Annotated in this window: 12 protein-coding genes and 1 pseudogene; 11 read left to right on the top strand and 2 right to left on the bottom strand. The window is 65.5% G+C overall.

Going from position 1 to position 14549, the window contains the following annotated elements; translation table 11 throughout:
- Positions 1-7: 7 nt before the first annotated feature.
- Positions 8-646, bottom strand: a complete 639-nt coding sequence (uvrY, locus tag C3F42_RS27895; protein ID WP_023631421.1) for a UvrY/SirA/GacA family response regulator transcription factor — start codon at positions 644-646, stop codon at positions 8-10.
- A gap of 225 nt (positions 647-871) precedes the next feature.
- Positions 872-1261 (bottom strand): helix-turn-helix domain-containing protein, encoded by a 390-nt coding sequence (locus C3F42_RS27890; RefSeq protein ID WP_023631420.1) that lies wholly within the window; start codon positions 1259-1261, stop codon positions 872-874.
- 144 nt (positions 1262-1405) lie between these two features.
- On the opposite strand from C3F42_RS27890, the gene C3F42_RS29515 reads away from it, so the two are divergent.
- The 11 genes and pseudogenes from C3F42_RS29515 to C3F42_RS27840 all read left to right on the top strand — a co-directional run bounded on the left by C3F42_RS29515 (position 1406) and on the right by C3F42_RS27840 (position 14546).
- Positions 1406-1747, top strand: a complete 342-nt coding sequence (locus C3F42_RS29515; protein ID WP_158659604.1) for a hypothetical protein — start codon at positions 1406-1408, stop codon at positions 1745-1747.
- Positions 1748-1877: 130 nt separating this feature from the next.
- Positions 1878-3178, top strand: a pseudogene (locus C3F42_RS27885) (nucleotide sugar dehydrogenase).
- A 54-nt stretch (positions 3179-3232) separates the two neighbouring features.
- Complete coding sequence (locus C3F42_RS27880) at positions 3233-4765, top strand: glycosyltransferase (protein WP_177410844.1); 1533 nt, start codon at positions 3233-3235, stop codon at positions 4763-4765.
- A gap of 16 nt (positions 4766-4781) precedes the next feature.
- Positions 4782-5933, top strand: coding sequence for a PilZ domain-containing protein (locus tag C3F42_RS27875; protein WP_104445166.1), 1152 nt, complete (start codon positions 4782-4784; stop codon positions 5931-5933).
- 9 nt (positions 5934-5942) lie between these two features.
- A complete protein-coding gene (locus C3F42_RS27870) occupies positions 5943-7391 on the top strand; it encodes a tetratricopeptide repeat protein (RefSeq protein ID WP_104445165.1) in 1449 nt (482 codons plus the stop codon).
- On the top strand, positions 7388-8833 hold the full coding sequence (locus C3F42_RS27865) for an alginate export family protein (RefSeq protein WP_104445164.1): 1446 nt from the start codon (positions 7388-7390) through the stop codon (positions 8831-8833). The genes C3F42_RS27870 and C3F42_RS27865 overlap by 4 nt, the downstream gene beginning before the upstream one ends.
- Positions 8834-8845: 12 nt before the next feature.
- Positions 8846-10273 carry an MBOAT family protein gene (locus C3F42_RS27860; RefSeq protein WP_104445163.1) on the top strand — a complete coding sequence of 476 codons (1428 nt, stop codon included), beginning with the start codon at positions 8846-8848 and terminating at the stop codon, positions 10271-10273.
- Positions 10274-10282: 9 nt separating this feature from the next.
- Positions 10283-11377, top strand: coding sequence for an alginate O-acetyltransferase (locus C3F42_RS27855; RefSeq protein WP_177182913.1), 1095 nt, complete (start codon positions 10283-10285; stop codon positions 11375-11377).
- 18 nt (positions 11378-11395) lie between these two features.
- On the top strand, positions 11396-12025 hold the full coding sequence (locus C3F42_RS27850; protein ID WP_094011370.1) for an alginate O-acetyltransferase AlgF: 630 nt from the start codon (positions 11396-11398) through the stop codon (positions 12023-12025).
- Between the two features lie 26 nt (positions 12026-12051).
- Positions 12052-13446 carry an alginate biosynthesis protein AlgX gene (locus C3F42_RS27845; RefSeq protein ID WP_104445162.1) on the top strand — a complete coding sequence of 465 codons (1395 nt, stop codon included), beginning with the start codon at positions 12052-12054 and terminating at the stop codon, positions 13444-13446.
- Positions 13437-14546 (top strand): polysaccharide lyase, encoded by a 1110-nt coding sequence (locus C3F42_RS27840; RefSeq protein ID WP_104445161.1) that lies wholly within the window; start codon positions 13437-13439, stop codon positions 14544-14546. The genes C3F42_RS27845 and C3F42_RS27840 overlap by 10 nt, the downstream gene beginning before the upstream one ends.
- Positions 14547-14549: the final 3 nt, after the last annotated feature.

The raw sequence follows: 14549 nt of genomic DNA, 5'->3' as shown, positions 1-14549 counted from the left end.
GGTGTGCTTAAAGACTTGCGTCGACCATACCGTGACGGACGGCCAGCAAGGTCAGTTCGACGTCGCTGGTGACCGAGAGTTTTTCGAAGATTCGATAACGGTAAGTATTGACGGTCTTGGGCGACAGACACAACTTGTCAGAGATGATCTGCACCTTCTGGCAGCCGACGATCATCAGCGCAATCTGGATTTCCCGCTCGGACAGCGCATCGAACGGCGACCCCTGGGGCTGGAACGACTTGAGCGCCAACTGCTGGGCGATCTGCGGGCTGATGTAGCGCTGGCCGGCGAAGGCCAGGCGGATGGCCTGGACCATCTCGTCGAGCCCGGCGCCCTTGGTCAGGTAGCCCGCAGCCCCCGCCTGCAACAGGCGGGTGGGAAACGGATCTTCCTCGCACACGGTCACCGCGACCACCTTGGTGTCGGGGTGACTGCGCAGCAGTTTGCGCGTGGCCTCCAGGCCGCCGATCCCTGGCATCTTCACGTCCATCAGCACCACGTCCGGCTTGAGCTCGCGGGCCAGTTTGAGGGCGGACTCGCCAGAGTCCGCCTCCCCCACCACCTGCAGCCCGTCGATGTCGGCCAGCATGCGTGTGATGCCGGTACGCACCAGATCGTGATCGTCGACCACCAGGACCCTAATCAAGCAGACACCTCGTTAGTGGGGCGATTGGATCCCGCCACCTTAACAAAATTTTTCACCACGAACCTAGTGTCCTGTCTCGGAAATAAGCTGTTCACTTTTGGCGGCGTCTTGGGCGCCCTGCCCGCGTTGCCACTCCTCGCCATAGCCCTGCTATGACTCGTCGCGGCGCCTTGGCCGAACACCCAAGCCACTCGCCAAAAGAGAACGTATTTCCGAGACAGGACACTAGCGCAAAGCATCATGGAAATATGCCTGCCGGTCAGGCCGGCGCATGCGCAGCCCTTCATGGCCATTTTCTTCACCCGCGAGACGGTTGAGCAGGTGCCACACTGCAGCCTGGTCGGCCGACGGCAGGCGGCGAAAGGCGCCTAGCAGGCGGTTCTCATCAGAGGTCAGGCTGTCCAGGGGCGCAGGGGTGTGCACGCCGCTGAGCACATAAAGCGCATCCACGCCCCGGCTCGCGACCGCCGCGAGGTAGTCCATGCGCGGCGTGCGTTCGCCGCTCTCGTATTTGCCCTGGGCGTTGGGCTCGACACCGCCGATATCGCCAAAAATGCGCTGGGTCAGCCCCAGGCGTTCGCGCTCTTCTCTGAGTCGCGGACCAAATCCGTTCATCTGCTTGCCTCCTTTGCATGAATGGAAGACGGGTGCATCCCGCACCCGAGTGAATGTCTGCACAATCGTCCGGCACTATGCCAATTGGATCCAATCGTTGCAAGCCATCATTGCGCCACGCCCTGAATCAGGGGGACAGATGACATGGCGATCACAGTGGGTTCAGCACTGTCGCCTGCAGGCTTTGCATCGCCCGCGCAAGGGGTTTGCCGGCGATGGCGGACAACACGAAAAAACCTGAATGACATTAATTGGCTTGCAGAAACCGTGCGGGACAAGGCACTGCAAGAACCACGGAAAACCACCGTTTTGACGCCATTATGTCGACACCAATTAGATAATCATTTTTTTGACGCCCAACTTACATCAAACTTTAAATTATTGTTTTTGAAGGATTTTTTAACTAACAAAGCAAACTTTAAGAAAATTCCAAACAAACTAACCAACAACGCTTGCCGCACTATCAGAAAACTCCTTAGGATGTAAAAAGACCACCACGAAACAGCCTGAACCGCTACCTATCTAGCGCGGCTTGATCCTGCGCGTCTGGCATTTGCATAACTTCTTGAACTGAGTATCTCGGCCGGCATTGCGCCGCGCCTGGGGAGAGGGACCTATGAACATCAGTATCTTCGGACTTGGCTATGTGGGGGCGGTCTGCGCCGGTTGCCTGTCGGCGCGTGGGCATCAGGTTCTGGGAGTGGACGTCGCCCAGGCGAAGATCGACATGATCAACCAGGGTCGCTCGCCCATCGTCGAGCCGGGCCTGGAGCAACTGCTGCTCGACGGCGTGCGTCAGGGGCGCCTGCGTGGTACCACCGATGTGCAGGCGGCGATCCTCGCCACCGAGCTGTCGCTGCTGTGCGTCGGCACGCCGAGCAAGGCCAATGGCGACCTCGATCTGGTGTACATGGAGGCGGTGTGCCGCGAGATCGGCGCGGCCCTGCGCGACAAGGCCAGCCGCCACACCGTGGTGGTGCGCAGCACGGTACTGCCGGGCACGGTGAAGAACGTGGTCATCCCGCTGCTCGAGCAGGCCTCGGGCAAGCAGGCCGGGCGCGACTTCGGCGTGGCGGTCAACCCGGAGTTCCTGCGCGAGAGCACGGCGATCCAGGACTACGACTTCCCGGCCATGACCGTGATCGGCGAACTCGACAGCCGTTCCGGCGACCTGCTTGCCTCGCTCTACCAAGGCCTGGACGCGCCGGTGATCCGCAAGTCGATCGAGGTCGCCGAGCTGATCAAGTACACCTGCAACGTCTGGCACGCCACCAAGGTCAGCTTCGCCAACGAGATCGGCAACATCGCCAAGGCCTCCGGGGTCGATGGCCGCGAAGTGATGGACGTGGTCTGCCAGGACTACAAGCTCAACCTGTCGCGCTACTACTTGCGCCCGGGCTTCGCCTTTGGCGGTTCGTGCCTGCCCAAGGACGTCCGCGCCCTCACCTATCGTGCCAGCCAGCTTGACGTGGCGCACCCGCTGCTCGGCTCGATCATGGCCAGCAACCGCAACCAGGTGGCGAACGCGCTCGACCTGGTGACCCAGGCCGGCAAGCGCCGTATCGCCCTGCTGGGCCTGGCCTTCAAGGCCAACAGCGACGATCTGCGCGAAAGCCCCTGGTGACCCTGGCCGAACAATTGATCGGAAAAGGCTACGAACTGCGGATCTTCGACGCCAACGTCGACCATGCACGCCAGTTCGGCGCCAACCGCCAGTACATCGAGCAACAGATCCCCCATGTCAGCGCCCTGCTGCGCAGCGACCTGCAACAGGTGATCGATGAAGCCGAGGTGATCGTGCTGGGCAACAACGACGAACGCTTCGTGCAGGCGCTCGACGCCGGCAAGCAGGTGATCGACCTGGTCGGCTTCATGGCCGACGGCAGCAACGCCCAACACCACGGCATCTGCTGGTAAGGCACGCCGATGCCCGCCCCTGCGGCGGGCCCCGACCCAAGGAGCTACAGCGCCATGGAACGACAACGACAGCGGCCTTTCGCGGCCCCGGGCTATCTGCGCGCAGCGGCCACCTTCTGTGCCTGGGCAATGCTCGCCGGGCTCATCGCGCTGGCCGCGCAGATGGTCGCGCCGCAGTACCTGGACCCAGGCCATCACCAGTTCATCTTCATCATCGGCATCCTGGGCATGTGGCGCTACGGCAATGCCATCGTCCACTACCTACGCGGCATGTACTTCCTGCACTGGCGCTTCCCGCGCCTGCGCCGCCAGGTCGAGCGCCTGGGCGACGCGGCATTGCCATCGCACATGTTCATGGTGGTAACGAGCTTTCGCATCCCCACCCATACCACCTTCAAGGTGTACCAGTCGGTATTCCAGGAAGTGCAGCGACTCAAGGTGCCGTGCACGGTGATCGCCTCGATCGTCGAGAAAGGTGACGAGCAGTTCATCAAGGACATCATGCGCGACGAGGTGCAGGGCCGCGACGACATCCGCCTGGTCATCGTCCGCGTCCGCGGCACCGGCAAACGCGATGGCCTGGCCCACGCCTTCCGTGCCCTGTCGCGGCAGATGCCGCTGGAAGATGCGGTGGTCGGCGTGGTCGACGGCGACACCATGATGCTGCCCGGCTGCGTCGAGCGGGCGGTCAAGCTGTTCGCCGTGCTGCCCGACGTCGGTGGCCTGACCACCAACGAGTTCTGCGAGGTCGAGGGCAGCCGCTGGATGCGCCAATGGCACTCGATGCGTTTCGTCCAGCGGCATATCAACATGTGCTCGATGGCCCTGTCGCATCGGGTACTGACCCTGACCGGACGGCTGTCGTTCTTCCGCGCCGGGGTGATGACCGACCCGGCGTTCATCCGCGATGTCGAGGCGGACTTCCTCGAGCACTGGCGCCTGGGCCGCTTCCAGTTCCTCACCGGCGACGACAAGTCCAGCTGGCTGAGCCTGATGCGCGCCGGCTGGGACACCTTCTACGTGCCCGACAGCCACACCCTGACCGTCGAGCACCCGCCCAGCGACAGCTTCTGGGTCGCCACCCGCCAGCTGATGTTCCGCTGGTACGGCAACTCGCTGCGGCAGAACTTCCGCGCCACCGCCCTGCTCGGTCGCACGCGCCTGGGGCTGTTCACCCTGTACGTGCTGCTCGACCAGCGGGTGTCGATGTGGACCTGCCTGATGGGCCTGACCGCTTCGGTGGTGGCCGGCCTGGTGTTCGGCATCCAGTACCTGCTGGTGTACCTGTTCTGGGTGCTGATCTCGCGCAGCCTGGTGACCGTGCTGTTCATCTTCGCCGGGCACCCGGTCAGCCCGATGTACCCCTTCGTTCTCTATTACAACCAGATCGTCGGCTCGCTGATGAAGGTCTACGCGATGTTCCACATGGACCAGCAACGCTGGACGCGGCAGAAGACCACCCTGGCCACCGGCAGCGTCGACTTCGACGCCAACCTCAACCGCTGGTCCTCGAAGGCGATGCTGTGCTCCTCGATCGCCATCTTCTTCGGGGTCATCACCGTGCTTCTAGAACTCACGCAACGTTAAGGAAAGGCGCCTGCACATGAGTACTTCCAATACCCCCGCGGCCCCGGCCAACATCGTCCACGAAGCCATCGACGAGCGTCAGTACGTGCGCACCCGCATGAACGCCCGGGTACGCCTGGCCGGCGCCGGGCGCGAGCCGCTCGAGGCGGACCTGGCCGACATCTCGCTGGGCGGCATCGGCCTGCTGCACGAAGCACCGCTGACCATCGGCGCGCTGTACGACGCCTCGATACAGCTGCGCCTGAACCAGGTCGACCTGGCGATCGAAGGCAAGGTGCGCATCGTCTCCCAGCGCGGCAAGGAGGTCGGCGCGCAGTTCGTCGACCTCGACGCGCAGAAGCGCGACATCCTGCGCTACCTGATCAGCGCCTATCTGTCGGGTGAGGTTGCCGACATCAACGGCCTGTTCAACGTGATGCAGCGGGAAAACTACATCAAGGCGCGCAAACACCAGCAAGCCCGCGCGCGCACGCCTGGCGAGCGGCTCAGGGCCATCGCCGGCACCGCACTGTACACCGCTGCCGGCCTGGCCGCGCTGGGCTTCGTCGGCTACAAGGGCTACCTGCTGTTCTTCCGCATTCCGGCACTGCAGGCCACGGTGGCGAGCAACGCCCAGGTCATCAGCATGCCGGACAACGGCTACGTGAAGTACCTGCTACCGGCCGACGCCACCGAGGTGCGCACCGGCCAACCACTGGCGAACATCTCCACCCAGCTGGCCACCAGCTTCACCAGCCCGGCTGACATGAAGGCCCTGGCCGACCTTGCCCCGGGCGACCTGCAGGCATTATTGGGCCGCGCCAGCGTCGAGACGGTGATCAACAGCCCGTGCGACTGCCAGGTCTGGTACCCGTCGCAACCGCTGGACGGCTATGGCTACAAGGCCGCGCCGATGATGCACCTGCTGCCCAAGGGCGAGGCCATGTTCGTGCGCGCCAATGTGCCGTTCGACAAGCTCGCCGATGTCAGCCGCGTGCGCTCGGTGAACATGCAGGTGTTCGGCCTCGACCAGCACTTCAGCGGCAAGGTGGTGGACGCCCGCTCCGACGAGCTCAACCACAACCTGGCCTTGACCATCCAGCCGGACAGCCCGCTGCCGGCGGCGGCCTACCAGAAGGCCGTGGCGGTCGACCTGTACCTGGGCCTGCCCTTCGGCAGCGGCAACTGAGGGCAGGTCATGAACGCCAAGAACGCCCCGCGCCTGTTGCTGGCCGGCCTCGGCCTGGTCTGCGCCGGCAGTGGCTGGGCCGGGCAGAGCCTGGAGCAGATCCGCTACGCGCTGTACAAGGACCCGGGCGCCGACGTCACGAGCGACCTGCGCGCTCTCGCCGAGCGTGGCGACCTGGCCTCCAAGCAACTGCTTGGCGATGTGCTGTCCAACAGCGACAGTGCCAACCGCCAGGACATCGTCAGCCTGTACCAGGAGGCCTTCGCCGACGGCCACGGCCAGATCCCGGCACTGGCCTCGCTGGCGCGCCTGCTCGACCGCACCCCGCGCCTGCAGCGCAGTCACGAGGCGTGGATGCGCCAGGCCCTGGCCCGCTACCCCAACGACCGTGACCCGCGCAGCACCAGCACCAGCCTGGAGGTATTCCTGGTCTATCCGCAGCTGTTCCCGGGCGAGCGCGCCGCCGAACTGCTGGCGCTGTACGAACAGAGCTGCCTGCTCAACTGCCGCCCTGAGCTGTATCGCGCCGTGGTCGCCGAGCGCCAGGGCGACCGCGCCGCAGCCGAGCGCTGGTACCAGCAGGCAGCACGCATCGACCCACGCGGCATCGAGCGCTACTACCGCTTCCTCGGCGAGCGCCAGGACCCGGCCTTCCTCGCCTTCGCCCGCAGCCTGGAGCCGGAGATGGCCAGCCTGCCGGTGGAGGTGGTGCAGCGCATCGGCGCGCTGCTGGACAGCATCCATGGCACCACCCGCGCCGAACTGGACGCCGAACGCGAGCAGCGCCAGAGCCGCGCCATGGGCGCCAAGGTCGAGCCGACGGCCGAGCAACTGGCCCGCGACAAGGCCGACGACCAGTTGCGCGCCGACGGCATCGCCGAAGCCCAGCGCTGGCTGGACAACGCCGTCGCCCGTGGCTACCTGCCGGCGCTGGTGGCCAAGGCCAACTTCATGATCTCCAACCCCACCGAGCACAACGCCGAGCAGGCCCAGGCGCTGATTACCCAGGTTAGGGCCAAGGACCCGTCCCGTGCCAAGGTATTGGATGCCCAGTTCTACATGGTCAATAACTGGCTGACCCTGGACCCGTACAAGGCCCATGCACTGATCGACGAGCTGATCGCCGCCCACTACCCGGACGCCCAACTGCTGCTGGGTGACCTGTACAGCAAGGGCGGCCTCGACCAGCCCGACCAGGAGCGCGCCCTGGCCATCTGGCGGCAACAGGCCGAGCAAGGCTCGACTGCCGCCTGGTACCGCATGGCCACCGTGCACCTGCGCGGCCGGGCCATCTGCCACGACCCGGTCAAGGCCTACACCTACGCCCGCATCGCCCTCGACCTCGGCGAGACCCGCGCCCGTGGCCTGATCAAACGGCTGGACAAGACCTTGCCCAAGGATGACATCGAGCGCGCCCTGGCCGTGCGCAACGATCTGTTGAAGGAGCCCACCCTGTGAAAGCGCACCCACCCCTGCTCGGCGCCCTGCTCGCCCTGGCGCCGCTGACGGTGCTGGCAGCCGAGGAAGTCACCGGCCCCGACGCCGACAGCAGCGCGCCGATGCGCGTCGCGACCGTCGACGGCAGCGAACCGGTGATCACCTCGGAGTTCTTCAACAAGCTCACCCTGCAGACCGGCTACGGGCCGCAGGACTCCCAGGTCGGCCGCGACCGCGAGAGTTTCTACAGCCTGCGCTACGAGCCGTCGTTCGCCTGGTACTCGCCGGAAAAACGCTGGGCCAGGTGGATGGTCTATGGCCGCTTGTGGCTGAACTACGACTCCAGCCAGTCGAGCAACCTGGCCAACGAGTCGACCAACAACAATGCCCGCGAACAACCCGAGGGCTGGTACGCCGAACTGCGCGAGCTGTACGTCAAACGCAACCTGATCGGCGACGACCCGCGCTTCTCGCTGTCGTTCGGCCGCCAACGTTTCGCCGACGACTACGGCATCTGGTGGGACGACAGCCTGGAGTCGGTGCGCTTCGACTATCAGGACACCTTCTCCGACGCATTCGTCGCGCTCGGGCAGAAATTCCACAACTACAACACCGACGTCAATTCGCTGGCCGCGAGCGAAGAGCGCACGCTGTACCTGATGGGCCAGTACGCCTATCGCTGGAGCCCGAACAACCAGGTCGGCGTGCGCCTGATGCAGGAGAACGACCGCAGCGACCACGACGTCGACGATCGCTACGACTTCAAGGGCTGGCGCTACGGACTGTTCTTCAAGGGCGACAACCTGCCCCTGGCCACCGACTACCACCTGGAACTGGCGGCCCTGGACGGCAAGATGGACAACACCGCCGGCAACGGCGTCACCAGCACCGGCCACGCCAGCAAAGGCTGGGCGGCGCTGGGCGAGGTCGGCAAGCGCTTCGAGACGCTGCCCTGGACCCCGCGCCTGGCATTGCGCGGCGGCCTGACCGACAAGCCGGACGACGACAACGACGGCTTCCGGCTCAACCCGATCCAGTCCGACCGCATCACCCGCCAGGGCTCGTACAGCACGCGCCTGACCAGTGCGTTCGTCGCCCTCGACCTGCGCAACCTGAGCTACTACGGCTTCGCCCTGGAGACCCGCCCCACCGCGCGCAGCGCCCTGGACCTGCGGGTGACCCAGCTCAACCTGCGCGACGAGGGCGGCGCGCTGCCGATCCGCATGGCCGCCGATGCCCGCGCCCGACGCCAGAGCGAACTGAACGCCGGGCTGCACGGCAAGGGCGACAACGTCGGCCAGATGATCGACCTCAACTACTACTGGAAGATGTTCCCGGTAGCCCTCGACGGCAAGCGCCTGGACGTCAACACCCTGGTCAGCGCCAGCTACCTCAACGCAGGCAGCGCGCTGGACAGCGGTGACGACTACCAGCTGAGTGTCGGCGTGGTGATCAGCTACTAAGGACGGGCCAGCATGATCTTCGCCTCCAACGTATTCCTGTTCCTCTACCTGCCGCTGTTCCTGGCTATCTACTACCTGGCCCGGCCGCGGTGGCGCTCGCTGGTGATCGTTGCCGCCAGCTACGTGTTCTACGCCTGGTGGCGCCCGGACTTCCTGCTGCTGTTCGTCGCCATCACCGCCTGGAACTACGCGTTCGGCCTGGGCATCAAGGCACGCCTGGACGCCGCGGACAAACCGTGGGCCCTGCGCCTGCTGTGGTTGGGCGTGGCCGGCAACCTGGCGACGCTGGGCTACTTCAAGTACGCCAACTTCGGCGCCGAGATGCTGGCCCTGCTGCTGGCGCCGCTGGGCATCGACACCTGGACCCTGGAGAACATCTTCCTGCCGCTGGGCATCTCGTTCTATGTGTTCCATGCGCTGAGCTACATCGTCGACATCTACCGCAAGGACGCCACGCCCACGCGCAGCTTCATCGACTTCGCCGCCTTCGTCGCGCTGTTCCCGCACCTGGTGGCGGGGCCGATCCTGCGCTACAGCCAGCTGGCCCCGCAGTTGCGCCAGCGCAGCCACTCGCTGGAGCTGTTCTCGCTGGGCGTGTGCCGGTTCATGCTCGGTTTCATCATGAAGGTGCTGGTTGCCGACCGCCTGGCGCCGATCAACGTGCTGTTCATCGGCGAAGGCAGCCTGCAGTTCAGCGATGCCTGGTTCGGCCTGGTGGTGTCGACCCTGCAGCTGTACTTCGACTTCGCCGGCTACAGCCACATGGCCCTGGGCCTGGCGCTGATGATGGGGTTCCGCTTCCCGGAAAACTTCAACCAGCCTTATGTGTCGCAAAGCATCACCGAGTTCTGGTCGCGCTGGCACATGACCCTGGCGCATTTCCTGCGCGACTACATCTACATGCCCCTGGTGCGCAAGCGCGTGGCCGGCGCCCTGCCGGCGCTGGTGTGGACCATGCTGCTGTCGGGCCTGTGGCACGGGGCGAGTTTCGCCTTCATCTGCTGGGGGCTGTTCTTCGGCATCGGCATGGTGCTGGAGCGCAAGTTCGGCCTGGCCACCAAGGTCAGCACACCGTACCGCCTGGGCCGCAACCTGCGCACCGCGCTGCTGATCATCCTGAGCATGCCGCTGTTCTTCACCATGGACCTGCGTCACAGCCTCGACATCTACCGGGCGCTGCTGGGCCTGAACGGCTTCGGCTCGCTGGAGCTGTACGTGCTCGGCGCCTCGAAGATGGCCATGGCCTTCGCCCTGGTGGCAGTCGCCTGGCTGATCCTGGCCGGGATCAACAACGTGCGCTTCTACGCCGGCAACCAGGAAGGCTACTTCATGCGTCATGTCGGGGTGCTGCACAGCCTGCTGCTGTGGGCGGGCTTCCTGCTGGCGCTGAGCAGCCTGGCGGCCAGTTCGTTTTCGCCGTTCCTGTATTTCCAGTTCTAGGAGAGTGCCGTGTACCCGGTGATGAAGACGGCCAGCAAGGCCAACGGTGTAATCTTCGCCCTGGCGTTGGCGGCGATGTTCTTCTATTCGCTGCCGCCTGTGCTGAGCTTCGCCCGCGCCCAGACCGACAGCTGGAACCTGTTCGTCGACGGCAAGCTGTTGCGCAAGTTCGAGCAGATCTACGACAAGCGCTTGTTCCTGCGCGAACCCTCGGTGCAGCTGTGGGCCGACGCACGCTTCCAGCTGTTCGGCGAGGGCACCCAGGGCGTGGTGCTGGGCAAGGACGGCTGGCTCTACACCAGCCAGGAGTACCGCGTGCCCAACGACCTGGACGCCAACCTGGCGAGCCAGCTGGCGCAGATCGCCAAGGTCGAGCAGCAACTGGCCGAGCATGGCAAGCACCTGGTGCTGCTGCCCTTGCCGATGAAGCTGGATATCTATGCAACCCATGCCGAGCGCGCCTTCGACCCACGGGTGGCCAGCCTCTATGACCGCTTCGTCGCCGACCTGCAACTGCGCCGCCTGGATGTGGTGCCGCTGCGTGACGCCTATCTGCGCAACCTGGCCGGTCCGCGCCTGTTCCTCAAGTCCGACACCCACTGGAGCCCGGACGGCGCGCGGCTGTCGGCCTATGAACTGGCACGCCAGCGCCCGCGCCTGCTCGGTGACCAGGTGTATGTCTCGCACAAGGCCGGCGACAAGACGGTCAAGGGCGACCTGATGAACTACCTGCAGTTCGACCATGCCCGCCTGGCGCCACAGTTCGGCGCCAATCCGATCGAACTGTACGAGACCCTCAAGGCCGCCCAGAGCAGCGACGAACTGTTCGCCGAACAGGCGCAGAGCCTGCTGCTGGTGGGCACCAGCTACAGCAAGATCGACGATTGGAACTTCGTCGGTTTCCTCAAGGAAGCGCTCAACCGTGACCTGTTGTCCGTCGCCGTGGAGGCCCGAGGGCCGTTCGAGGCGATGAACCAGTTTCTCGCCAGCGACCAGTTGCACAACCCGCAGATCGACACCGTGATCTGGGAGTTTCCCCTGCGCACCCTGCTTGCCCATCGCCCCGGCGCGCTTGCCCGCGACGCCCAGCCCGCGCATTTCTGACGTCCCAAGGAGAACCTGATGAAGCTTTCGCCCCTGTTCACCGCCCTGGCCCTGACCGCCGCCAGCCACTCCCTCCTGGCCGCCGAAGGCAATGCCGACCTGTACGACGCCGTGGCCCCGGCCGACTCGGCCTTCGTGCGCGTGCTCAACCTGTCCGACCGCAGCATCGACGTGGCTCTCAGCGGCAAGCTCAACCCGCAGAAAGTCGCCCCGGGGCAGCTCAGCGGCTACCGCTTCGTGCCGGCCGGGGTGCACAGGATCGGCATCGGCGCCACGGCCATCGAACCGACCCTGGCGGCCAACGCCGCCAGCACCGTGGTGTACGACGGCAAGCAGTTGCAAGTGATCGCCGACCAGTACGTCAATGAGCCGAAGAAGGCCCAGGTGGCCTTCTACAACCTGACCCCGGCCCAGGCCACGCTGCGCACCGCCGACGGCAAGCACGAGGTGGTCAAGGCCCTGGCCAAGGGCCAGACCGGCGCGCGCATGGTCAACGAAATCAAGATCGACTTCGCCGCCTATGTCGGTGGTCAGGAAGTGGCCAGCTTCGACGAGTTGTTTCTCAAGAAAGGCCGCTCCTACAGCTACGTGCTGCTGCCAGGCAATCGCAGCCTGAGCCTGGCCAACAGCATCGACCCGACCGAGTGATACACCGCCGCAAGGATGACTGGCCCATGAACACTTTCCTCCCCCTTGGCCTGGCGGCCACCCTGGCGCTGACGGTCCTGCCCGGCCAGGCCGCCGAGCCCGCCCGGCCCGGCTGCGAGAACCTGCAGTGCATGGTCTGCCCGGCCCTGGCCGAACCGCAGCACTATGCCGAAGGGCGCATGAAGCTGATGCGCCAGATCGTCCCCGGCAAGGAGCGCTGGCTGTTCCGCTCGATGGTCGACCTGACCAACGACTTCGGCATTCCCGCGCCCATGCGCCCGGAGTTCGCCCGGCTGATGGACGCATTCCATCGCCAGGGCATCCAGGTGGCCATGGCGGTCCAGCCGATCCGCGGCCTGATGCACCGCGACAAGCTCTACGCCGACCAGTTGCATGGTTTCGACTTCGAGCGGGCCAGCCGCAACCTCGACACCTACCTGGGGCAACTGCGCCAGGGCGGCGCGGTGGTGGCGCCGATGATGCAGCTGGTGCGCCAGCCGCCTCAGGGCGAATACTTCTTCCGCCGCGACCACCACTGGACCCCGGCCGGCGCCGAGGCCACGGCCAGGTTGATGGCCGAGGAGATCCGCCGCCAGCCGTTCTACAGTGGCTTGAGCAAGAAACGCTACAGCACCGAGCCCGGCGTGATGGTACCCAAGGACGGCACGCTGAACCTGGCCCTGAGCTACATCTGCGGCAACAACTACGGGTTCCAGTACGTACGCGGCTACCAGACCGTGCCAATGGCCGATAGCAGCGATGCGTTGTTCGACGAAGCGCCCGACCCCGAGGTGATCCTGGTCGGCGACAGCAATGCCGCGGCCCGCGAGGACGAGAGCAAGCAGTTCAACTTCGACGGTTACCTGAAACAGTACCTGCAGGCGGATGTGCTCAACTACGCGCTGCCCGGCGTGGGCGAGGACGGCTCGCTCCTGGAATATCTGCTGTCCGCCGACTACAAGCCCGAGGCGCCGCCCAAGCTGATCGTCTGGGAACTGCCGGCCAACTACCGCCTGGACTCGCCCTTGATGTATCGCCAACTGGTGCCGGCGATACACGGTGGCTGCAAGACGTCCAGGGAGCTACTGGGCACGAAACTGCAGCGGCCGGCACTGCAGGTCGGCGAGCGTATCGAACTGCTGAGCAATGCCGGCAGTGCCCGGCAGGCGGTGTCCAAGGGCTTTCTCGACATCCGCCTGAGCGACAGGAACGTCAAGGATTTCTACATCATCGTCTATTACGACAACGGCGCCCGCGACAAGGTGTGGTTCCGTCGCGAGGCGGCGGTCGGTGGCGGCCAGTACTACCTGGAGCTGAGCCGGGCGCCCGAGTTCGCCGGCGCCAACTTGCTCTCGGTATTCCTCGAGCCAACCAAGGCCGGCAGCGCCGCCACCGATGTGGAGACGCGCCTGTGCCTGTGAAAACGCTGCCAGGGTTGCCCCTGCTGCTTGCAATCGCCCTGCTGCCCTTTCCCGGCCATGCTGCGCAAACCATCTGGCCCGCCCGCGCCACCGCGCAGTCGGCCCTGATCGCCGACTACCACAGCCTGACCTGCAGCAAGCAACCGCCACCACCCTATACCGGCAGCCTGCACCTGCAGAGCAAGTACGATCAACGCGACGCCAGCAAGTCGACCTTGCGCGCCACGCCCGACGCCGACAGCGAGCGCATTGCCCGGCAGGTCAAACAGTTCATCGCAGGCGTGATCCAGGCCGGCAAGCGCTTCCAGAAGGCGAAGAAGCCCCAGGAGGCCAACATGGCCCTGGCCTGCCAGGAGCAATGGCTGGAGCATTGGGCGCAAGCCGGTGCCCTGCTCGATCCGGATGCCAGCAACACCGGCATGGCGGCGCGCAAGTGGGCGCTGGCGGCCATGGCCGGCGCGGTGCTGCTGACCCAGGCGGCGGCCGACGACAAGGTCCGCCTCACTCCCGTGCAACACCGTTGGTTCAGCCAGCTTGGCGAACAGGTGATGCGCGAGTACGACCCGCGCCGCCAGTCCACCACCGTGTACTTCAACAACCACGACTACTGGGCCGCCTGGGCGGTGGCCGCCGCCGGCATGCTGGTGGGCCGCGACGATTTCATCCGCTGGGCCGACGGCAACCTGCGCCGGGGCCTGGCCCAGGCCGTGCGCAGGGGCGACCAGGCCTACCTGCCGCTGGAGGTGGCGCGCAGCAGGCTGGCTGCCAACTACAGCCAGTACGCCCTGGTGCCGCTGGTGCTGCTGAGCGAATCGGCGCGCGCCAATGGCCTGGCCTGGAGCGACGACGACCAGCGCATCCTCGACCAACTGGCCAGTTTCGCCGCCCGCAGCGTGCTCGCCCCGGACACCCTGCCCGAGCTCAAAGGGCAGCGCCAGGCCGAAGTCGCGCCGTACAAGCTGGCCTGGCTGATCCCGTTCCTCGCCCGCCGGCCAGGGCACGCCCTCGCCCGCCAGCTGTACGACAGCGAGGACGGCGAGGTGGACAACTACAGCCAGATCGGTGGCCTGCTCAAGCCGGCCTACCCCACCCTGCCTTGATCA

Source organism: Pseudomonas sp. PONIH3, from assembly GCF_002934345.1.
In the GTDB taxonomy this organism is placed as follows: domain Bacteria; phylum Pseudomonadota; class Gammaproteobacteria; order Pseudomonadales; family Pseudomonadaceae; genus Aquipseudomonas; species Aquipseudomonas soli.
Note: the sequence above shows the minus strand (reverse complement) of the source record. Positions and strands in the feature narration are given on the sequence as shown.

Coding starts and splice junctions, on each gene's coding strand:
- C3F42_RS27870 (WP_104445165.1), top strand. CDS start 5,943: ATGAACGCCAAGAACGCCCCGCGCCTGTTGCTGGCCGGCCTCGGCCTG.
- C3F42_RS27850 (WP_094011370.1), top strand. CDS start 11,396: ATGAAGCTTTCGCCCCTGTTCACCGCCCTGGCCCTGACCGCCGCCAGC.
- C3F42_RS27875 (WP_104445166.1), top strand. CDS start 4,782: ATGAGTACTTCCAATACCCCCGCGGCCCCGGCCAACATCGTCCACGAA.
- C3F42_RS29515 (WP_158659604.1), top strand. CDS start 1,406: ATGGCGATCACAGTGGGTTCAGCACTGTCGCCTGCAGGCTTTGCATCG.
- C3F42_RS27845 (WP_104445162.1), top strand. CDS start 12,052: ATGAACACTTTCCTCCCCCTTGGCCTGGCGGCCACCCTGGCGCTGACG.
- C3F42_RS27860 (WP_104445163.1), top strand. CDS start 8,846: ATGATCTTCGCCTCCAACGTATTCCTGTTCCTCTACCTGCCGCTGTTC.
- C3F42_RS27890 (WP_023631420.1), bottom strand. CDS start 1,261: ATGAACGGATTTGGTCCGCGACTCAGAGAAGAGCGCGAACGCCTGGGG.
- C3F42_RS27880 (WP_177410844.1), top strand. CDS start 3,233: ATGGAACGACAACGACAGCGGCCTTTCGCGGCCCCGGGCTATCTGCGC.